Origin of the sequence: Pseudochryseolinea flava (genome assembly GCF_003286915.1) — a bacterium.
Lineage (GTDB): Bacteria > Bacteroidota > Bacteroidia > Cytophagales > Cyclobacteriaceae > Ohtaekwangia > Ohtaekwangia flava.
In genome coordinates this window covers 48,545-71,252 of record NZ_QMFY01000004.1, presented here as the reverse complement: position 1 = coordinate 71,252, position 22,708 = coordinate 48,545, and the positions used below count along the sequence as shown (strand labels likewise).

The following is a 22,708-nucleotide window of genomic DNA, read 5'->3' as shown; positions in this document are numbered from 1 at the left end:
TTAACCTATGATGAAACTCTATCAAACCTGTAGTAAGGTGCTGTTTTTAATCTTGATGCTGATAAGCTCGGAGGCTTGGGCACAGGCTAAAATTACAGGCACAGTGAAATCCGCAGACGACGGTACAGGCCTCCCTGGCGTAAGTGTGGTCGAAAAAGGAACAAACAACGGGACTGTAACTGACTCGGAAGGCAGGTTCTCTATTCAAGTGCCAGAAAATTCAACATTAGTCTTTTCATTTGTAGGGTATTCTACTCAAGAGGCCTCGGTGACTGGAAGATCTGTTGTCGATATTGATCTTCAGTCTGATATCACTGCGCTTTCAGAAGTTGTTGTTGTTGGATATGGCCAACAAGAAATGAAGGACGTTACTGGCGTTGTAACGGCGATCACCACAGAATCATTCAACCGTGGTGCAATCGTTGCACCTGAACAATTGATCTCTGGTAAAATTGCGGGAGTGCAAGTGACGCAAAACAGTGGTGAGCCTGGTGGTGGATTGACGGTTCGTGTTAGAGGCGGTACGTCAATTAATGCCGGCAATGACCCATTGTATGTTATCGATGGTGTGCCCGTAGACAACGTTGGGTATCCAGGTGGAAGGAATCCACTTAACTTTTTAAATCCGAACGAAATCGAAAGCTTTACAGTATTGAAAGACGCTTCAGCTGCTGCCATCTACGGCTCTCGCGCAGCCAACGGCGTAATCATCATTACTACGAAGAAAGGTAAGGCAGGTTCTGCAGCCACTGTTACTTACGATGGATTTTATTCAATTTCAAAAGTAACAAAGGAGCTTGATGTTCTAGATGCAGCTCAATTCACTGAGGTAGTTGCTCAGTATTTCCCGAATAGATTAGGAGAGCTTTCAGAAAACACATCAACAAATTGGCAAGACGAGTTGCTTCAGGATGGAATAACGCAGAGCCATAATATCTCAGTTTCTGGCGGTGGAGAAAAAACAGGTATTCGTGCTTCGGTAGGTTATGTGGATCAAACCGGTACAATTACTAAATCAGGAACCACGAGAACTACCTTTGCTGTTAATGCAAATCAAAAATTGTTCGATGACAAATTGAGCATTGATGCAAATTTGAAAGTTGCAGAAACCAAAGATCGTTACAATGGTGCAGGCATCGGCGCGGCTTATGCGTTTGCTCCAACACAACCTATCTATGATGAAGACAGCGAGTATGGCGGATACTTTGAGTGGTCTAGCCCGCAGGGCGCACAAAATCCAATTGCTATTCAGGATTTGACAAAACATATTGGAAAAGTTTATCGTGGATTAGGTAATCTTCAATTTGATTACAGATTCGATAATCTGCTGCCAGGCTTGCGCGCAAATCTTAACCTTGGTGCGGATATCATCAATGCGCAACGAAGATTTTTCCAGCCTACGTATTTGAAAGCGCAAGCAACCGCAAGTGCTCCAGGTCAAGTGGATATCGAGACAACGAATAGAATGAATAAACTGATTGAGTACTATTTCAACTATGTGAAAGAATTCTCCTTTGGTAAAATTGATGCGACTGCAGGTTATTCATGGCAAGACTTTACCGTGAATCGCAGCGGACTAACAGCCCGTGGATTAACAACCAATGACTATGGTTATGAAAATCCTTCTGTTGGAGACCCTGAGAGAACTGTAGTGTTTGCTGATCCACAGGAAAATAGATTGATATCATTCTTCGGCCGCGTTAACTACTCATGGAAAGATAAGTACCTAGTTACTGTGAATTACCGTCGCGATGGCTCATCAAGATTTGGTGAATCGAATCGTTGGGGTTCATTCCCTTCGGCAGCGTTTGCTTGGAGAATTTCTGATGAGGACTTCTTCACAGGCTTGAAGAATACGTTTGCCGACTTCAAATTTCGTGCAAGCTATGGTATAAATGGTAACCAGGAAATTGGCAACTACTTGTATATCCCGACATACACGGCAACAAATGGATTTGCGGAGTATCCTTTTGGTGATGAATTTGTATCGCCGATTAAACCGACAGCAGTCGATCGTGATATTAAGTGGGAAGAGACTGCATCGCTTAATATTGGTCTTGACTTTGGCTTGTTGCAGGGTAGATTAACAGGTAGCGTAGAATTCTACAACAAGAAGACAACAGATTTATTATTTGTGGTTAATACGCCCGCGGGAACCGCGCCTGGTGATCGAGTGCTTACGAATATCGGATCAGTAAGGAACCGTGGTGTTGAGCTTTCATTAGAGGCTGTTGCTATTGATAAGGGAGATCTTCGTTGGAATGTTGGATTTAATATATCAACAAATAAAAATGAAATCATCTCTTTAGATGGGACTGACGACCCTGCGTTCCAGGGCTATGAGACCGGGGGGATTGCTGGTGGTGTCGGAAGTAATATCCAGATCTTGAAAGTAGGGAACCCTGTTAATGCCTACCGCGTATTTGAACATCTTAAGACAGAGGATGGTAAGTTAGCTTTAGACGGTGTTGATTACAATCACGATGGCGTTGCCGATCTTAAAGATATGTATGCTGATTTAAATGGTGACGGCAATGTAAACGACCAAGACCGCGTACCAACAGAATCACCAAATCCTAAGGTTCTATTAGGGTTAACTTCTAATCTGACCTACAAGAACTTTGATCTGGGCTTTACACTTCGTGGAAGCATCGGAAATTATGTTTATAACAATGTAGCGAGTGCGAATGGTGCGATTAATATTCTCGGAGCGAACCAAGTGCTCACGAATATTCCATCATCGGCCCTTGAAACCGGTTTCTCTAACTTCCAACTTTCTTCTGATCACTATCTGGAGGACGGGTCATTCCTGCGCATGGATAACTTGACGCTCGGATATAGAATCGAAAAGTTGAAGCAGGCAAAAATTCGTGTCTATGGAACGATTCAGAACTTGTTCATCCTAACAAATTATTCTGGAATGGATCCTGAAATTCCGAGCGGTATTGATAACAATGTTTATCCACGCTCTAGAACGTTCTTGGTTGGTGTGAATGTTGGTTTCTAAAGACAATGACAATGAAAAATATTAAATCTATAATAGTACTATCATGCTGCATCTTGGGAGTATTCTCTTGTACTGACCTCGATGTGAAGCCGAAGGGCAGTGCGACTTCAGATGTCCTCTTAACGACGCCAGAAGGCTATAAGCAGTTTATGGCAAAATTGTATGCTGGTCTAACTACGACCGGCCAGAATGGACCTGCAGCCCCTGGTGACCGTCCAGATTTGCGTGATATCCGCACGGGAGATGAAGGTTTTTCTCAATACATGAGAGGTCTTTGGAATATGGAGACCTTATCAACGGATGAAGCCGTAACGTCTTGGGGTGATATTGGTTTGAAAGACTATCATCAACAGAATTGGACTTCGCAAAGTCCATTCATAACGCAGTTCTACTATCGTATTTTTTATCAGATTGCATTAGCCAATTTGTTCATTCGTGAAATAGCGCCGACGAAACTCACGGAGCGGGGGCTTCCCGCTTCATTTACAGCGACGGCAGACTCTTATCGTGCCGAAGCAAGATTCCTTCGCGCGATGGCTTACTGGCATGGATTAAATTATTTTAGAAACATTCCGTTTGTCGATGAGAACAGTTCGTCTAGTGCGAAGCCTCCACAAGCAACACCTCAGCAAATCTTTGATTTCGTTGAAGCAGAACTTAAAGAAATCGAGACGATTCTTCCTGAACCAAGAGCGAATCAGTATGGTCGCGTTGACCGCGCTGCAGCATGGATTGTACTCGCTAAGCTTTATTTGAATGCTGAGGTATACTTAGGCCAAGACCGATACACAGATTGTATTACTTATTGTAAGAAGATTATGGCTGCAGGATATACGCTTGAGCCAGTTTATCAGCATCTTTTTTTAACTGACAATAACGAAACAACGGAAATCATTTTCGGTGTACCGCATGACGGCTTGAAAACACAGAGCTTCGGTGGTGTTTCCTTGATCATTAATGGCGCATGTGGCGGAACGTTGGCGAATCAAGTTACTAACGGACGAAATTCAATTATCGGTAATAATGCAAACTGGGCAGGTCATAGAACGACCAAGAGCATCGTAAATTTATTCCCTGACACAGACGGTGAGGCGGATACCCGCGCGCTTTTCTGGACGGATGGACAAGAATTGGAAATTGAGGATGTCAATGACTTTAGAGACGGTATTATCGTGACCAAGTATCGCAATGTTAATCGCGATGGTCAACCTGGTCAAGATCCACAATTTACAGATACTGACTTTCCATTATTCAGGCTTGCCGATGTTTACCTGATGTTTGCAGAGGCTGTCGTAAGAGGTGGCGATGGTGCAAGCATGGATGATGCTGTTGAAGCTGTAAACCTCATTAGAGAACGAGCATATCCGGAGTACCCCGCCGAGGGACAGATCGATGCATCGGACCTTACACTCAACTTCCTTTTAGACGAGCGTGCCCGCGAGCTTTATTGGGAAGGCCAAAGAAGAACTGACATGGTACGATTTGGTGTGTTTACAGATAATCCTACCAATAACCCGCGTGGCGTTTGGCCGTGGAAAGGTGGCGTGAAGGATGGAAAAGCAACTGAAAGTTTTAGAAACATTTTCCCCATCCCAGCAACCGAAATCATCGCCAATACCAATCTAACACAAAACGACGACTATTAAATGATTTGAGACTTGCCACACTCTCTATTGAGTGTGGCAAGCTTATGATCAATTTCTATTCAATCTATTTTATTGGTATTGCATGAAAATTAAGTTTCTGACTTTGTTGTTGCTTTTGAGTAGCGGGGTGATTGAAGCACAGATAGTAACGACAGACCCATTGTTTCCGAAGGCGGATGAACCCGTGACGATTACCGTCGATGTAACAGGGACGTCATTGGATGGTTTTGCCTGGAACAATAGTTCAAATCCTGTTTACATATGGACTTGGATCGACAATGCAAGTGGGGACGCTGATGCGCCTACGAATATCGATCCTGCTACTTCGGCCGCTGATGCAGCAAAATGTACGCGGATAAGCACGAACCCAGATAAATATCAAATCACGTTTACCCCGTCGACATTTTTTGGTAAGCCGGCATCGGAGATTAGTAAGATTGGATTGAAGCTTAAATCCAAAAGCTGGGACGATAGAAAACAGACTGATACAGATAGATTCGTAAGCTTTACGCAGGGTTTTGCCATTGTATTGAGTAATCCGCAAGACGAGATGATGTTTGTTAATGCTGGTTCTTCTATCTCCGTAGAAGGTGGTGGAAGCGCGGCGACAACCTTCACACTAAAAGTAAATGGAGAGGCAATAGAGACAACTCCTAACCCTTCAACGACCTTTGATTTCGATTACGTCGTATCATCGACAGGCACGTACCACGTTGCTGTAGAAGGGACATTTCAAGGGACCACGGCGAAAGATGAATTTCGATTTGTCGTGCGAGAGACCGCTGTCAGTCAGAAGAGGCCGGTAGGAGTGATCGACGGTATCAACTATAATTCTGCCGAAGCTACCTCTGCGACACTTTGTTTACTTGCACCTGGAAAGACATCAGTTTACGTTGTGGGGGATTTCAATGATTGGACAATTTCTTCCGACTACCATATGAAAAAAGATGGGGAGCATTTTTGGTTGACAATCGATGACCTTTCTCCTGGCGTTGAATACGGTTTTCAATACCTAGTCGATGAGGAGATATATCTTGCAGACCCTTACGCTGACAAGATACTAGATCCAAACGACCAGTATATACCAGCATCAAGCTACCCTAATCTGAAGTTATACCCAGCTCAAGCTTTGCATGAGGATGAGCGTTTCAATCGCGTCGCAGTACTCCAAACAAATCAACAGCCCTACGAGTGGCAGACCGAGGATTACCAAAAGCCCAAGAAAGAGGAACTTGTTATTTACGAGTTACTGATCAGAGATCTTTTTGGTACCAACGCGCGCACCTATAAAAGCTTAATTGATACACTTGGATATTTTAAACGATTGGGCGTGAATGCGATTCAATTGATGCCAATCATGGAGTTTAATGGCAATGAGAGTTGGGGATATAATCCGACCTTCATGCTTGCTCCTGATAAGTATTATGGAACGAAAGATAAGCTCAAGGAATTGGTTGACAAGGCTCATGAAAATGGTATTGCAGTGATTTTAGACATTGCACTGAATCATCAAGATACGCCGAATCCGTTGGTACTACTTGATTTCAATTTTTCAACTAGTCAGCCAAACCCAACCAACAAATGGTTTAATGTATCGGCAAAACATCCGTATAACGTGTTTTACGATATGAACCATGAAAGCACGTATACTAAAAATTACGTCGATACAGTGGCACATTACTGGTTGAACGAATTTAAGGTAGATGGATTTCGTTTCGATTTGTCCAAAGGATTTACGCAGAACACAGTTTGTAATGGAAGTACTTCTGACGAGGCCTGCTTTGGCGTAAAGGATGACTCACGAATTGCAATACTAAAGCGTATGGCTAATGAAATATGGAGCCATTCACCCGATGCTTATGTAATCCTAGAGCATTTCGCGCAAGATGCGGAAGAGATAGAATTATCAAATCATGGTATGATGCTGTGGGGAAATATGAATCATGTCTATAATCAAAATACGAAAGGGTATGGAGATAATGCTGACATCAGCCGTATTTACTACAAGAACAGAAATTGGACTGTTCCTAACTTGATTGGGTACATGGAAAGCCACGATGAAGAAAGATTAATGTACCAAAATATCAACTACGGAAATTTTCAAGGTAAGTACAACGTGAAGGACGTCACCACTTCGCTCAAAAGAATGCGTGCTGCAAATACGATGTTCCTTACCATTCCAGGTCCGAAAATGATTTGGCAATTTGGAGAACTTGGGTATCAGGAAAGCATTAATCGATGTGCAGATGGAACAATAAATAACGATTGTCGGCTTACGGTAAAACCTGTTCGTTGGAGTTTTCAAGATGATGCGGACCGGGCTAAACTTTTTGATCATATTTCTGATCTGTTGAGATTAAGAAAGGAGTATGACGTGTTTCGTGAAGGAACAGCGACAATACTTGGAGGATCTTCATTATCGAAACAGATCACGTTAAAGAATTCTCCGTACACAACGGCACCTTCAACTGCTGCTGAAATGAACGTTCAGATTGTTGCTAATTTCGATGTGACAGCCAAGGATATTGCTGTAAGTTTTCCGCATACTGGCGTGTGGTACGAATACTACAGAGGAGGACTGCCCTTCGAAATTACGGATGCAAACAGCGCGAAGATCAGCTTCTCTCCAGGAGAATACATGTTGTTCACCGACATTAAGATTGAGGCACCACCATTGTCTGTTACTGGATCAGAAGAGGTTAGCACGTTCTATTCGGTTTATCCTAATCCTGTGAACGATATCTTGATTGTAGACGGACATAATACTCCTGAAGAAGTACGATTCGTAAGTATTCAGGGAGCAGTTACCAATCTCGCAAAAGTATCCGCCCACGCATGGAGCACGGGTGCATTAAAAGCGGGACTTTACATTGCAGAGCTTGTGTACAAGCATAAAGTAGAAAGAGTAAAAATTATAAAAGCACACTAGTGCATAAATAAAATTTGACAACCTAAAAACTTAACCATATGAGATTTAAATATAGTTTACTAACATTTTCATTGATTGTTTTAATAACAATCGCTTGTGATAATGATGATGATCTTAAGGGTATTCCGTCACTTGCACCAAACGTTAAATCTGTAAATGTTGGCATTGGAACCTTGGTTTTTGCTGGCGTACCAACTGACGTGTCAGCGACTATTCAAGAAACCGAAAAGAGCCCTCTAAGCGCTGTATTGTTTGAGGTGTTTCAGTTGAATGGAATGACTGCATTAAAGAACGGAACAATTGAAGATGATTTTGAAGAAGGCGAAAATGTTGTTGTTTGGAGTGGAGCAGAATCTGGCATTGGCGACCTCACTACTGGTGACTATATTCTCCAAGTCACAGCAACTGATACTGATGGAAACAAGACGATAAGATCAGCAAAATTCACGGTGCCTGACTATGTAATTCCTGATCTTTGTCAAGAGGAAGGAAAAGTAACAGTGGTGTTGTTGACTAACAGTGATACTCCCGATGATGTTGGACTCGTTGGAAGTATTACAGGTTGGGGAGGTCAGGCTGATATTGCCATGCATAAAATAAAGAACGGTGTATTTTGCGCGGCAGCACCGCTTGTAGAAGGTGCTGAATATAAGTTCCGTAGACAATCAAACTGGGGTCTTCAAGAAAAACAAGACAACTGCAATGATGGTAACAATAAGGTTTACAGAACAACACAAGGAACATTGGTGGTTATTTCCGTACCTAAGTGGGGCGGCGTAGGATGTTAAAAGAATTTGTTGAATAACTCATTTTTAAATTTCGCGAGAGCTCGGTCTGAACGGCCGAGCTTTTTTCGACTTAGAATTTGAATTTTGTACTGCGAGCACAACTGTCGTTAATGGGCGTTGCAATTAAATAAGTTGGAAGATTGATCGAATTTGGATGAGGCGAGTATATAGAATCAGCTCTTCCGACATCTTCGTCCACAGACTTCGTTTCTTGAAGATCCCCCGTTTCGCACAAGTGTTCCGCATCATTCGCTAGTTCAAGTCTGAGCGAGGCCACGCGCCGTTAGCGGGACTTGGACCTAAAATAATTCAAGTCTTCCGACTATTCGCGTGAAGATGATGCGCGGATAGCGCGCGTCGGTGAACAAGTAAAGCCATTAATTTTAAGCATGAATCCGGTTCACTATTCTAAATTCACTACCTTGCACCATGCGTTGTTGGCTCTTATTCCCCTGTTATTCGTCAATGTGAGTGCGTCTGCTCAAATGGGTAATGGCCATAAAATTCTTGATCGATGAGACGGATTCAGATAAGGCGATAAAATTTTTAAGCGTCGTCAGGTAATTGGCACTAATTGTCTTCCCTATTATAATACTAGGCTAACAGAATACGGTGCATTTACGCTAATGGTTGATTATGCACTTCATTACCATAAGTAGGGTTGAGCGCGTTGTTAATTTGTTGAAGTTGCCAAGAATCGAAGCAGTCAACTCTGGCTGCGCGCGGCCAGAGTTGAACTAATAACGGATGAGGAAAACCATCTTCATGGTTTGGGGTGCTTGAAGTGACGTTCAACTCTGAAAAAAAAGAGCCCAGTCATTTGTACAGGGCTCTTTGCTTATAGGATATCTCAATTAATTCTCCGCTGGCGTTGCTTCAGCAGCTTTCAACTCTTCCGACATCTTCGTCCATAGGCTTCGTTTCTTGAAGATCTCTTCTTTCAATGTTTCAATCTTCTTTTTTGCTTCCTCGATCTTAGCTTTCTTTTCTTCATACACTTTTTCTGTGACCTTCTTCGCCTCTTTTTCTTCGGCTACTTTCTTCTCGGCTTCCGCTACTTTCTTTTCGTTGTCGGCAGCAGTTTGTTCTTTGGCTTTTATGTCTTTGTCCATTTCATCGAGCTCGGCTTTCATTTTAGTACGCGCTTCTTGAGAACGAAGTTTGCCGAAGTCGCGACCGCTAAGATCTCCTTTGTCCTTTCCGTAAGCGTTGCCCTTACCTTTTTCTTTGTCGCCACTTTTCTTTTCCGCTTTGCCATTGCCGGCGCCGCCGGATTCTTTTTCATCGACTTTCTCTGTGGCCTTATCTTTTGCTTTTTCTTTTTCTTCCTTGATCTTCTTGTCAGCTTTTTCTTTTCCTTCTTTAGCTTCCTTCTTAACTTCTTTGGCCTTTGTTTTTTCCTTTTCTTTCTCCTGTGCAAAAGTGTTGGCGCTTGACATAACGACGACCGATGCCGCGAGTGCGAGTGCTATTATTTTTTTCATGGCGTTCAGGTTAAGGTTTACTAAATGTCTTTTAATAACGAATCTACGTCGTTGGTGACGCTATCGGCTTTCTGTTGAAGTTCGTCCTTGTGTTGGTCGAGATGTAGCGCAACAGAGTCAACGAGCTGCGTTTCTTGTTCAGGTGTAAGGGCGTTAGCTTCTTCTTTCGGCTTTCCACATGCCGTCAGAAAACAAATGGAGATGATGGCGACTGCAATTCTTTTCATGATTTAATGTGTTTAGGTATTAGCTTGATGAAGTTAAGCTAAAATGCATTTCGATGTTGCAAAATGATCACTAATAAGTATTTCTAAGTTTTTAGATTGCATGTCGCATATACATCCGCTGGTTATTCACAAAAGCCACTACTCTTGTTTTTGACGGCATTCAATACGCTTAATCTGCTTTTGCCCTCTGACACTTTACGTTTCGTAGTAGCTTTGAGTCCTTTGTCACGCTTTATGGCTGTCAAAGAACCACTATGTAAGTTGTACTTTTTGTTAGCCATATGATGAACATCCCATCGCGTAAGATAAGTGTAGCTCACAAAGACCATCCCAATAATTTCCGTTGTCGTTAAACTATAATTATTATCTTAGCTCCTACGTTTACGGACCGTCTATCCCCAATTAACACACATAACATGAACCGTTGTAAAATTCTAGTCCTCGGCTTAATTCTGATGACAGTATTAAATGCGACTGCTCAGATTCAAAACAGCAAATCAGAAATCGAGCAGATCACCGAAACAGTTATGGACTACATCGAAGGCACTGCTGTGGGAGATCCAGACCGATTAAAAAAAGCTTTTCACCCCGACTTTAAATTGTATGCTGTAACCGACAAAGATAGTCTACTAATTCGCTCAGGAAAGGAATATATCGCCAAGGTAAAAAAAGGAGAAAAGACAAATCGCATTGGCCGCATAATATCCATCGATTACGAAAAAGATGCTGCGATTGCCAAAGCAGAGATCGTAGTACCGAACTGGAGAATTTTCACCGATTACTTTCTCCTGGTAAAATATGAAGGTTCATGGAAGATCGTTCAGAAGAGTTACACGTGGAGAGAAGTTCCAAAGAATCAGGAGAAGAAATAATGCGAGCGTTTTTTTGGGTGTCTACACACTTTACCAATAATTTTGTTTAAAAAGGCTCAACGCGACATTTGCTTTTTCTCCTTCGTCGCCCTCTAACCCTTACTTTACATTTGCTCTCCAGACATGTTATTAATACATGCTATTAATGCGCGTAGCGATTCATCGTCCAGCGAAAGCAACTCCTTGTAAGCTCATGCCGGTTGAAGACATTCTCGTGGATAGTCGCGAACGGTGTTTCTGGACAGCCCGCTAAGCCGCACTATCTGACGAATACTTCGACCATGAAGCTGTAACTCAATGATTGTTTTGATCTGATGCATACGCAGTGTTTTTTGACATAATCGCTCGGAGGTTAAACACTCAAAGCGAACTATTTTGCATCAAATCCACACCCTCAAGGGTCAGGTAATTACCGAAAGGGTGGGGCAGACGGTAGCGAAAATATTTACGCTCGAAAACCGAGGCTTTTGAGCAGACAAAGAGCAGGCATCGTTTTTATTGGAACAGTATTTTCCGTGATGAACTACTTCGGACTTACACTTTTTATGTTGTTGAGTATAGGCATACCCTTTAATGGGTTCAGCCAGGATTCAGACACTGCTTCAGCCTCTCAGGAGATTCAGAAGTTTCTTACTTTGGTGAATGCGAATCGTGAGCAGAGTTACATCACCTTCGGCAGCGGTCTGGGTAATCTTGAACCGCTCATCTTTGAAGGCAGGCTTTCTCCCAGTTATTTCTTTACAGGGAAGCAAAGGAAGTGGGCGCTTGTGGTCAATCCACAAGTCGGCATTCGCATGCTCGACCGGAAGTCGTTTCCTATCCGGAATCCGAGTTATAAAGCATATGTGACATTCTACCGCGAAATTGAATTCTGGAAAAGAAGTTTTCTTCACAAGATATTTTATAACAACGCCGTATTCTTTGCTTCGATAGCACATCATTCCAACGGACAGGATGGTTCGTTTTACAACCCTGACTCTACACGCATACCGAACCTGGAGAATGGGAACTTTTCCACAAACTTCATCGAGTTTGGATTGTCCGCCTATAAGCTATCGGAGTTAGGGAAGAATTATTTTTCAATCCGTGAAGCGAAAGCATGGGTTGAGTTTCATCCGCCAAGATGGTCGATTGCTGAACTGGATGATCGTTATGGATATTATCGAATCTATGGAAAGGTGGGTATTGTTGGCCCGATGCGAAAAAGAAAAAATGACGCTGTGAATCGCTGGCTTCAGCGAAGCAGTATCGAGATAAAAAGTGGATGGATCTTCGGGGAAATGAATGGTGCCAGTCCTTTCGATCCGCGAAAACGAATAGTTGTGGACCTGACATACAAGTACTATCCCGTATGGCTCGACGAGATTGCATTTTTCCTCAGATTCTACCAGGGGCAGGATTACTACAACATTTACTTTATTGATAAAACGCTAACGCAGATCAGTATCGGTATTACGTCAAATATTATGAGCTTCAAGAATGCTACGATGTATTTGAAGTAGTCTCGATACCGGTTTTCAAAACAATCGCTTGATATCCGAATACGGATACTACGTTAGCGCTTCAATTTTAGGAACAATGTTATTTAGTTTAGGTCCATCACCAATAGATATTGTTTGGGGACTTTTAATGTAGCTGTTACATCGAAGGACTTCCCGGTCGCGACTTCTTTCCCTTTGGTGAAATTTTTAATGGATTCAGCGAATCGTTTCAGGTCGATTGTCTTTTCTTGATCACTTGTATTCATGATGCACATCACTGTTTGCTTTTCATCATGGCGGAAGTAAACGTAGATGCCATCTTCCGGAACGAATTGCGTTAGCTTACCGCTTTTGATGGCCGATGAATTCTTTCTGAAGTTAGCCAATGCTTTTGTCCAATTGAATACATCGTTCTCCGCGGCGGTGCGACCTTCGGGGGTGAATTTGTTTATCTTGTCTTCGGCCCAGCCACCAAGAAAATCTTTCCTTACCAAACCATCAGGATTTGTGAAGCCTTTCATTAGTATCTCAGTTCCATAATACAACTGCGGCACGCCACGCGTAGTGAGGAGCCAGGCAATTGCCAATTTCAGCTTACCAATATCTTCGCCTACGATGGAAAAGACGCGACTCAAATCGTGGTTGTCGAGGAATACAACATTCCGCATAGGGTCTTTGTATAGGAAATCTTGCGCAAGTGTTGTGTATAATTTGTTCACGCCATTGGTCCAGCCAAATGGTTCGTTGATGGCATTCATGATGCCGTATAAGTTCGTTTGGAAGTCGGTCACAGCAGGAAGATTGCTCTTGAACTTCGTGTCTATCGTATGTTGCGTAAAGTAGGCTTGCGCAGCAACACCATGTACCCACGTCTCACCGAAGATGGAGATGTTAGGATATTCATCCATCAACGCTTGGTTGCAGCGATTCATAAATTCGAGGTCGTTGTAGATGTATGTGTCCACGCGCCATCCATCTACGCCGAATTCTTCAACGGTCCAGAGTGCATGTTGAATGAGGAAGTTTGCAACATACGGGTTATGCTGGTTGAGATCGGGCATCATGCGCGTGAACCATCCGTCGCTCATCCTTTTTTTATCGGCTTCGGCGGCGTACATATCCATGAGTGGTTGGTCTTTGTAGGTAGTGTTTGTGTAGCTAGGCCATTCGTGTAACCAATCTTTTGTTGGCTTCTCTTGCACAAAAAAATGATACAAACCAACGTGGTTGTAAACGGCATCTTGTACGAGTTTCATGTTGCGTTTATGGACTTCCTCGCTGAACTTTCTATAGAGCGCATTGGTGCCGAGTCTGCTTTCGATCTTGTAATGATTCGTGATCGCATATCCGTGTTCCGTTCGGTTGGGCATATCGTTTTCGAAAACAGGCGTAAGCCAAATCGCGGTGACGCCGAGGTCTTGTAAATAGTCTAAGTGGTTAATGATTCCCTGGATGTCGCCGCCGTGTCGATCAAAGATTGAATCTCGGTTTAGCGATTGATCTTTTAAGTTCTTGATCTTGTCATTGCTCGGATCACCATTGCTAAAACGATCGGGCATGATCAGATAAATAAGATCTTCGGAGGTAACACCTTGCGCAAACTTCAACGACGTATCGCGCGATTTTAGTGGCCATGTGATAGATTGTTTTTTCTTGCCATTGATAAAGTCGAACGTCACATTTCCGGGTACGGCAGTAGGAGAGATGGTGATGTCAATTGCGAAGTACTTTCCATTTTCAAGCCGGTGTACTTGATCAATGGTGACGCCCGCATGTTTTACGGACGGTGTACTTGTATTGAATTTTACATCGGAACCTTTTACCAGCAGCTGAACTTTGTTGTGTTTCATGCCCGTCCACCAGTTTGTTGGATAAACGCTAATCGGCTGAGCAAAACTGTCGACAATGAAGAATAGGAGTAGTGGCAGTATCAATTTTTTCATAGGCAGCGATCGCGGTGAAGAGACAGCACGGTCGTTAGTAAAATTCGAAAACAATCATGATTATAAAAGCGAATGGTGCGTATATTTTTGCGGTATTACCACCGCTATGTTTGTTTTTATGGAACTTTGCTTTCAAGAAAGTTTAGTATATTCCAAACAGTTTATGCGACGCGTTCGCATGTAATGCATACTAAACTACACCAACCATGAATCCTTACGTTGCGGAATTTTTTGGTACGATGCTGCTCATTATTCTTGGAGATGGTGTCGTCGCAGCGACCCTCTTGAAAGATACAAAATCTGAGAACGCTGGCTGGCACACCATCGTGATTGCTTGGGGATTAGCCGTAACGATATGCATTTACGCAGTAGGAAGAATCAGTGAAGCGCACCTTAATCCGGCCATCACCATCGCGTTGACACTATCAGGAAGTTTTCCATTGTCGAAACTTGCAGGATATTTGGCGGCGCAATTTGCGGGCGCTTTTGTTGGTGCTATTCTCGTATGGGTGCACTATTTGCCGCATTGGAAAAATACAGACAGTGAGATTAAGAAGCTGAGCGTTTTTTGTACGTCGCCGGCAATTCGTTCTGTTCCGAATAATTTGTTCAGTGAAATTTTTGGAACATTGGTGTTGGTACTCGCCATTCTTTTCATCGGGGCAAATGATTTTTCAGAAGGATTAAAGCCTGTTGTTGTTGGTGCCCTTATTTCGATGATTGGTTTTTCACTCGGAGGGACAACAGGATTTGCGATTAACCCAGCGCGTGACTTCGGTCCACGGCTCGCGCATTTTGTGTTGCCTATTCCAGGAAAGGGAACGTCGGATTGGTCTTACAGTTGGATACCCGTGGTCGGTCCAATCATTGGAGGTGTACTGGGTGTTCTGCTTTACAATACGTTATTCATCTGAGTTATATTTTTTCTACATGGAGAAATTTATCATTGCATTAGATCAAGGCACAACGAGCTCGCGTGCTGTTCTCTTCAATAAGGAAGGACAAATTGTTGGCGTCGCGCAGCAAGAGTTCAGGCAGATATTTCCGAAGCCGGGTTGGGTCGAGCACGATCCGATGGAGATTTTGAATTCGCAACTCGCGATGTTGTCGAAGGTGATCGATGATCATCACGTGACGCCAAAAAACATTGCGGCAATCGGTATTACCAATCAACGTGAGACGACGGTGGTATGGAATAGAAAAACAGGTAGGCCGATATTTAATGCCATTGTTTGGCAAGACAAACGCACAGCGCCGATATGCGAGGCTTTGAAATCGCAAGGGTTGGAGGAATACGTTCGTGATACAACAGGGCTTGTGATCGATTCTTATTTTTCCGCGACAAAAATAAAATGGATTTTGGATAATGTAGAGGGAGCAAGGGCACTCGCCACGAAAGGTGAACTTGCTTTTGGTACTGTTGATAGTTGGTTGATTTGGAATATGACGGGAGGCACCGTTCATGCAACGGACTACTCGAATGCGTCGCGAACGATGTTGTACGACATACGACGTTTGGCGTGGAATAAAAAACTTCTTCAAGCCTTGGATATTCCCGGGAGCGTGCTACCCGAAGTGAAGCCTTCTGCGAGTGATTTTGGTATATGGAAGCATGGCGATGTTGAGATTCCAATTCGTGGTGTTGCTGGAGATCAGCAAGCCGCATTGTTTGGTCAAGCATGTTTTACTCCGGGCATGGCGAAGAATACGTATGGTACAGGATGTTTTATGTTGTTGAACACGGGCACAAATATTCAGCAATCAAAAAATGGATTGATCACAACGATTGCCTGGGGACTTGATGGTAAAGTAGAGTATGCTCTTGAAGGAAGCGTTTTCATCGCGGGCGCGGCAATCCAGTGGCTTCGCGATAGCCTGCATATTATTGATCAATCAAAAGACTCAGAATATTTTGCGGCGAAAGCACTTGGAGTCGACGATGTTTATGTTGTACCTGCATTTGCGGGTTTGGGTGCACCGTATTGGGATATGTATGCTCGTGGTGCAATTTTCGGATTAACGCGCGATACGGGAAAAGATCACTTGATTAAAGCAACGTTAGAGTCACTTGCCTATCAAACGAAAGATATATTGATGGCGATGGAGGAGGATGCAGGAATAAAATTGTCGTCGCTGAAAGTTGATGGCGGCGCGAGTGCAAACAATATACTCATGCAATTTCAGGCAGACATTTTGGCAACGGAGGTAGAGCGCCCTGAAGTGATAGAATCGACGGCGGTGGGCGCGGCATACTTAGCTGGAATTCATGTTGGGCTTTGGAAGAAGGAAGACATTGTTAATCATAGAAAGGTGCAGAAAGTATTTAACCCTGCGATGGAGGCAGCGCGACGCGATAAGTTATACCGCGGTTGGAAGAAAGCTGTTGAACGGTGTAAAGGTTGGGCGGAGTGATTAGAGAAATTACCGTCAAGTGGATTCTCAACAAGAAAAAGAAGCGTGACAGTTGGTTCTTAGATGACTACACGCTGAACCCGTATGAGGGATGTAGTTTTAATTGCCAGTATTGTTACGTGCGCGGCAGTAAGTATGGTGAGAATATGGCGGAAACACTGTCGGTAAAAATTAACGGCGCGGAAGTGTTAGATCGGCAATTGGCTTTTCGCGCAAAGAAGAATCAATATGGTATAATCGCATTTGGCATCGGCTACAGATCCTTACATCAAAGCGGAAGAGAAGTACCGCATGATAGAGTCCTTCCTAAAGCTCATCCATACGCATCGCTTCCCGGTATTGGTCATTACGAAGTCTACTTTGGTCACGCGCGGTATTTCTTTACTACAGTCGATTAATAAATCCGCCGTTCATTCGTCTGATCTTCGAGATAAATTGAACCATGGCGCAATGATATCGTTTTCCTTGTCAACCCTAAATGAAGCAATAGCCAGTACGGAGCTATTAATGTCCTGAGAAAGTTTTTTGATAGCGGCCTCAAAACCGGATCGCACTTACTCTTATCAACTTTTTGAATGTTCTACTGAGTCCGTCCGATTCTGTCATGCATCATCCTCTTCTTACTTTTCTTTTTGCCTCCCCAAATAGAAAAGTAACAAAAGAAAAAGGGGAAACTTAAACATGCTACCCATCGCACATGCCGGGGCTCCCCCGCGTTTAAGTTGGGCCACCGCGCGCACGCTCTATTAAAATTGAATTTGTCTAGCAAGTCGCTCTTTGTTACACACTTCAAAAACCATCGATTATTAATTTAAAACGCTGGTTATTTACCAAACTAGAAATTTCCCCGGCACTAGTCGTTAGAGCCAGCTGGATTAATGGTCGGTGCAGAAGCCATTTGTGATCGTGTCGGGTTACGGAGATCAATCCTTGCTGATTGATCAGAACTTAAAAGAGAAAACCGCCTCGCAAATCCCATTTTCCTTTCTATCTTAGAAAAACGCCCTGCATATGGAGGAATTTTCTTTCTTCTCTCGAGACCTACTTCTGAAAAATCTTCAGTCTGAAACCTATGATGTGGTGGTGATCGGCGGCGGTGTTACGGGTGCGGGTATTGCATTGGATGCCGCTTCGCGAGGACTGAAGACAGCGCTCGTTGAAAAAGCAGATTTTGCGTTCGGTACCAGTAGCCGTTCTACAAAACTTATTCACGGTGGACTCCGCTATTTAAAGCAGTTAGAATTTGGTTTAGTGAAAGAGGTTGGTAGTGAACGTGCCGTGGTTCATAACTTGGCTCCGCATCTGGTCGTTCCCGAGAAAATGTTACTGCCACTCTCGGAGAAGAAGGGGCTTGGATATTGGCTGACTTCTATTGGATTGATGTTGTATGACTGGCTCGCAGGCGTGAAGGCTGAAGACCAGCGTCGAATGCTAACAAAATTTCAAACGCTAAAGTATGAGCCCCTTTTAAAAAAGGACGACGTAAAAGGTGGTGCGATCTACGCCGAGTATCGAACCGATGATGCACGACTCACAATCGAGCTCATCAAACAATCTCGTAAGCACAAAGCCGATATCTTGAACTACATCAAAGTGAGTGATTTCATTTACGTTGGTGATCGTGTTGCTGGTGTCGTGTGTTTCGATCAATTTTCGCAGAAGGAATTTACCCTTACCGCCAATGTAGTCGTTAATGCCGCGGGGCCTTGGGTGGATGATTTGCGTGAGGTAAACAAATCGAAACAGGGGAAGCGACTTCATCTCACCAAGGGCGTTCACATCGTCGTGCCTTGGGAAAAACTACCAGTGTCACAAGCGATTTATTTTGATGTCGACGACGGTCGAATGATCTTTGCGATCCCACGAGGAAGAATTACGTACATCGGTACGACGGATACAAATTATACAGGCGACAAAGATCACGTTGTTGCAACGAAGGACGATGCAGTGTATTTGATTGATGCCGTGAATGCGATGTTCCCCAGTGTTAATATTGCTGTGCATGACATCGAATCAAGTTGGGCTGGGCTACGACCATTGATTCATGAAGATGGTAAATCGGCTTCCGAGCTTTCGCGCAAAGACGAGATATTTGAATCCGCTACGGGCCTGATTTCAATTGCAGGAGGAAAGTTAACAGGCTACCGAAAGATGGCGGAGCGTGTTGTTACGCTCATTGTCAAAAAGTATTTTGCTGATCGTCGTTTAAAAGAATGTCACACACATCAATTGAAACTCGCGGAAACTAACTTTTCAAACAAACGCGAGATCAAAGGTTATCATGATAAAGTTTATCAAATTTTAAAAGCGTACGATTTTGATTTTACCGTAGTGCGGCACCTGGTCGAAACGTATGGTCGTCAAACAGATCTTATTCTCCATGAATTTAAACGACTTGTAGCCAGTAATACACCTGCACTTGCTTTAATGAAAGCAGAGCTTTGGTTTACGTCACGTTACGAAATGGTTTGTGGTTTGACGGATTTTTTTGTTCGTCGTACAGGATTGTTGTATTTTGACGCCCCTCGAATGAATGCCTACAAAGATGACATTGCGTTGGAACTTCAGCGCTATCTGAACTGGGATGAGGCACGACTTCAGCAAGAGAAACAATCACTGGAACATTATTTCAAAACCGTAACGTCCTTTAACTAAAACTTCATGGCCAGAGCCTTTCAATTCATTGCCGGTATTCTCGTTCTGCTGGCAATTGAAATCTATCGTGTTTATTATATCATGCCGTTTACCGGAAGTCAGGATTCTGATACATTAGAAATTGCTTATTTTATTCATCAGAACATATTCTATCTGCGCACGGTTGGAATTGCACTGATTCTATTTCCCGCTTGGTATTACTATTCTTTGGGTACCGTGGTGTCGAAGGTTTTGATTTCGGCTGCCATCGTTGTGGTTTTGGTTGTGGCGTATTTTCTCAACTTTAAAAAAGTTGCCGATCGCATGTTCCTTCAGCCGACACAGAAAATTTTTGCTGCGATGGACCGCAATCAAATTTCACGAGACAATCTTGTTCTGGGCGTGCATATCAACGGAGAAAGTCGCGCTTATCCCATAGAACTCATTGGCTACCATCGTCAGGTTCGCGATAGTCTTGGAGGGCAAGCAATCATGGTCACCTACTGCACCGCGTGTCGTGCAGGAAGAGTATACAGCCCGGAAGTAGATGGTGTGCATGAAAATTTCCGTTTGGTAGGCATGGATCACTTTAATACGATGTTCGAAGATGGTTCTACAGGAAGTTGGTGGCGGCAGGCAACTGGCGAAGCAGTCATAGGTTCACAAAAGGGTAAAGTGCTAAAGGAAATTCCGTCGGCACAAATGACTTTGCACGCATGGTTTGAGAAATATCCAAATACAACTGTTATGCAGCCCGACAGCACGTTTACGGAGCAATACGCGCTCATGAAAAATTATGACGAAGGCAAAAGTCAAAACTACCTTACGCGTCGCGACTCGCTCTCCTGGAAAGACAAATCATGGGTAGTAGGCGTGACGGTTGCAAATCACTCGCGTGCGTACGATTGGGTTGAGCTCACGCGACAGCGCGTTATCAATGATACATTGAGAGGACTCCCCATCGTTGTAGCCATTGCCAACGACAGCGCGTCGTTTTACGTATGGCAGCGCGATACGTTAAATTTTTCCTTTGATCCAATCGCGAAACGGTTGGTCGACCAATCAAACTCTGAATGGTCGTGGTCAGGGCAATGTATCAAAGGGCCGCTGCAGGGAAAAACGCTCAAGTCATTACAATCTTATCAGGAGTTCTGGCATTCGTGGAAAACATTTCATCCTGCGACCACAAAACATAATTCCCCGAATTGAGTTAGCTAAGTAACATTGTGTAAATTGTCGAATTGATTTTACTATGAGTAAGCAAAAGAAATATAGTATCGATAAGAAAAGTCTTTGGGGAATTGATTTAGGCGGAACGAAAGTAGAAGGCGTGATCTTACATGCAGCAAAAGATGCTGAAGTTATGTTTCGTGAGCGAATAGCGACTGAGGCAGATCAGGGTTATGAACACGTTCTTGGGCAAATCAAGAAGATGGTAGACATGATGGCACAGGAGGCTGGGTTCCGTCCGGAGAAGATAGGCTTTGCAACCCCTGGAAGCCTTGACCCGAAGCTCGGCGTCATGAAGAATTCGAACTCAACGATTCTGAATGGTAAGCCCCTTAAAGCTGACTTAGAAAAGCAATTGGAAATGCAGGTGCTAATTGCCAACGATGCAAATTGTTTTGTCCTTGCGGAAACAAAACTCGGCGTGGTACGCGAGCAATTTCCGAAGGCGAAGAATGTGTTTGGCGTGATCATGGGTACAGGCGTTGGTGGCGGAATTGTTATCGATGGTAAACTTATTTCCGGACTACAAGGTATTGCAGGGGAGTGGGGGCATAACTTTTTAGATGACTCCGGCGGCCAGTGTTACTGTGGGAAAATTGGATGTGTAGAGAAAGTAATTTCTGGCCCGGCGTTAGAGAACTATTATTTTAAAGAAACTGGAAATCGAAAACCACTCAAAGATATTGTAGCATTAGCGGAATCGAAGGTTGACCCCACGGCACAAAAGACAATGATTCGCTTGATTGAGTTTTTTGGAAAATCGTTAAGCGTTATCGTTAATATTGTTGATCCTGATGTGATTGTTATTGGGGGAGGCGTTGGTAATATTGATTTGCTTTATGATCGCGGAAGAGATTCTGTGAAGAAGTATACATTCAATAATCGCTTGGATACGCCAATCGTGAAGCCTTCGTTGGGTGATAGCGCCGGCGTATTCGGTGCTGCTTTTTTGACGGATAAATAGGCTTCCAATTCCTTGATGGTAGTTTGCGTATTCGGTATTTTAGACGGGAGCGCTTTCGCACAACGAAGGTGACAAACAATGTTTAACTGATTAAGGATTGCCATGCAGAAAAAGATCGCTGTTCTAGGTCCAATTCCCCGAGATCATATTGTTACACATCAAGGCGACTTGATTCAAAAGTGGGGATGTGTTACGCATCCTGTCATCGCATTGTCCGTTATGGCAGGCGATGAAATTGAAATCGTTCCGGTAAGTCACGTGCGAAATGTTGATTTAGATAATGTCCACGAAGTGTTCGCTCCGTATAAAGGTATTAATACCGACCACATCACAACGGAAAATGATCAAGGTGATATTATCAGTCTGAAATTTTTAGACATGAATAATCGTTTGGAACGTCAAACGGGATTCATGGATCCGATTGTTCCCAACGATGTGACGAACCTTCTTGACTGCAAAGTTTTTGTTTTTATTCCCATAAGCGACTATGAGATTTCTCTTGAGACGCTGCGATTCCTAAAGAAAAAAAGTAAAGGCACGATTATTTTCGACGCCCATGGTCCAACCACAGCATGCCTGATCAATGGAGAACGGCAACGTAAATTCTGGATCGATCGCGATCAATGGCTTCCGTACATCGATGTGTTAAAGATGAACCAAGAAGAGGCACATGCGTCATGGTTTAAAAAGGAATATGAAAGCAATGACTACTCTGAAACACCTGACGTAGATCGTAAAGCTCTTCGAGAGTTTGCGATACACTGCTTAGATAGGGGTGTGAAATGTGTATACATCACGGTCGACTCTCGTGGATGTTTGGTGTATTATCGAAATAGAAAAAAGCTTGTTGAAGAAATGGTGGCGGCCGTTAAAGTCGATAATGTAATCGATACAACGGGCTGTGGAGATTCATTTGCCGGAGGGTTGGGTTTCGGGCTATTACAAGATCCCCAAGACTACATCGGTGCTGCGCGCTATGGTAATGCATTGGGCGCACTTAGAACACAGGGAAAAACGTTTGCAGTATTTAAGTCGCTGGCTGAAACGAATAAGATCATCAAAGAAACTTATTTTTGAGGTCTTAAATTTTT

16 protein-coding genes are annotated in these 22,708 nt (G+C 43.5%); 13 read left to right on the top strand and 3 right to left on the bottom strand.

Features of this window, described 5'->3' with window-relative positions; translation table 11 throughout:
- Positions 1-7 precede the first annotated feature (7 nt).
- The 4 genes from DQQ10_RS09875 (at position 8) to DQQ10_RS09860 (ending at position 8,370) form a co-directional block, all read left to right on the top strand.
- Positions 8-3,007, top strand: a complete 3,000-nt coding sequence (locus DQQ10_RS09875) for a SusC/RagA family TonB-linked outer membrane protein (RefSeq protein ID WP_112746701.1) — start codon at positions 8-10, stop codon at positions 3,005-3,007.
- An 11-nt stretch (positions 3,008-3,018) separates the two neighbouring features.
- Positions 3,019-4,653: a RagB/SusD family nutrient uptake outer membrane protein gene (locus DQQ10_RS09870; protein ID WP_112746954.1), complete on the top strand. Its 1,635-nt coding sequence runs from the start codon at positions 3,019-3,021 to the stop codon at positions 4,651-4,653.
- A gap of 82 nt (positions 4,654-4,735) precedes the next feature.
- Complete coding sequence (locus DQQ10_RS09865; RefSeq protein WP_112746700.1) at positions 4,736-7,582, top strand: alpha-amylase family glycosyl hydrolase; 2,847 nt, start codon at positions 4,736-4,738, stop codon at positions 7,580-7,582.
- 38 nt (positions 7,583-7,620) lie between these two features.
- Complete coding sequence (locus tag DQQ10_RS09860) at positions 7,621-8,370, top strand: hypothetical protein (RefSeq protein ID WP_112746699.1); 750 nt, start codon at positions 7,621-7,623, stop codon at positions 8,368-8,370.
- Between the two features lie 854 nt (positions 8,371-9,224).
- Here the strand turns inward: DQQ10_RS09860 and DQQ10_RS09850 are convergent.
- Positions 9,225-9,854 (bottom strand): hypothetical protein, encoded by a 630-nt coding sequence (locus tag DQQ10_RS09850; protein ID WP_112746697.1) that lies wholly within the window; start codon positions 9,852-9,854, stop codon positions 9,225-9,227.
- 20 nt (positions 9,855-9,874) lie between these two features.
- A complete protein-coding gene (locus DQQ10_RS09845) occupies positions 9,875-10,081 on the bottom strand; it encodes a hypothetical protein (protein ID WP_112746696.1) in 207 nt (68 codons plus the stop codon).
- Between the two features lie 416 nt (positions 10,082-10,497).
- Here DQQ10_RS09845 and DQQ10_RS09835 point away from each other — a divergent pair, with 416 nt between their 5' ends.
- Positions 10,498-10,953, top strand: coding sequence for a nuclear transport factor 2 family protein (locus DQQ10_RS09835; RefSeq protein ID WP_112746694.1), 456 nt, complete (start codon positions 10,498-10,500; stop codon positions 10,951-10,953).
- Positions 10,954-11,420: 467 nt separating this feature from the next.
- Complete coding sequence (locus DQQ10_RS09830; RefSeq protein ID WP_133259601.1) at positions 11,421-12,455, top strand: hypothetical protein; 1,035 nt, start codon at positions 11,421-11,423, stop codon at positions 12,453-12,455.
- 83 nt (positions 12,456-12,538) lie between these two features.
- Here the strand turns inward: DQQ10_RS09830 and DQQ10_RS09825 are convergent, their stop codons facing one another.
- Positions 12,539-14,377: a glycoside hydrolase family 13 protein gene (locus DQQ10_RS09825; protein ID WP_112746692.1), complete on the bottom strand. Its 1,839-nt coding sequence runs from the start codon at positions 14,375-14,377 to the stop codon at positions 12,539-12,541.
- 206 nt (positions 14,378-14,583) lie between these two features.
- Between DQQ10_RS09825 and DQQ10_RS09820 the strand changes: the two genes are divergently transcribed.
- From DQQ10_RS09820 to DQQ10_RS09790, 7 genes are all read left to right on the top strand, one after another.
- Positions 14,584-15,291 (top strand): MIP/aquaporin family protein, encoded by a 708-nt coding sequence (locus DQQ10_RS09820; protein WP_112746691.1) that lies wholly within the window; start codon positions 14,584-14,586, stop codon positions 15,289-15,291.
- 16 nt (positions 15,292-15,307) lie between these two features.
- Positions 15,308-16,789 carry a glycerol kinase GlpK gene (gene glpK / locus DQQ10_RS09815; protein WP_112746690.1) on the top strand — a complete coding sequence of 494 codons (1,482 nt, stop codon included), beginning with the start codon at positions 15,308-15,310 and terminating at the stop codon, positions 16,787-16,789.
- Positions 16,786-17,187, top strand: coding sequence for a radical SAM family protein (locus DQQ10_RS09810; RefSeq protein WP_112746689.1), 402 nt, complete (start codon positions 16,786-16,788; stop codon positions 17,185-17,187). The genes glpK and DQQ10_RS09810 overlap by 4 nt, the downstream gene beginning before the upstream one ends.
- Before the next feature lie 613 nt (positions 17,188-17,800).
- Positions 17,801-19,444 (top strand): glycerol-3-phosphate dehydrogenase/oxidase, encoded by a 1,644-nt coding sequence (locus DQQ10_RS09805; protein WP_112746688.1) that lies wholly within the window; start codon positions 17,801-17,803, stop codon positions 19,442-19,444.
- Between the two features lie 6 nt (positions 19,445-19,450).
- The gene (locus DQQ10_RS09800; RefSeq protein ID WP_245970354.1) at positions 19,451-20,632 is read left to right on the top strand and encodes a DUF3179 domain-containing (seleno)protein; all 1,182 of its coding nucleotides are present in this window, start codon (positions 19,451-19,453) and stop codon (positions 20,630-20,632) included.
- Between the two features lie 43 nt (positions 20,633-20,675).
- On the top strand, positions 20,676-21,617 hold the full coding sequence (locus DQQ10_RS09795; protein WP_112746687.1) for an ROK family protein: 942 nt from the start codon (positions 20,676-20,678) through the stop codon (positions 21,615-21,617).
- A 102-nt stretch (positions 21,618-21,719) separates the two neighbouring features.
- Positions 21,720-22,694, top strand: coding sequence for a carbohydrate kinase family protein (locus DQQ10_RS09790; protein ID WP_112746686.1), 975 nt, complete (start codon positions 21,720-21,722; stop codon positions 22,692-22,694).
- Positions 22,695-22,708: the final 14 nt, after the last annotated feature.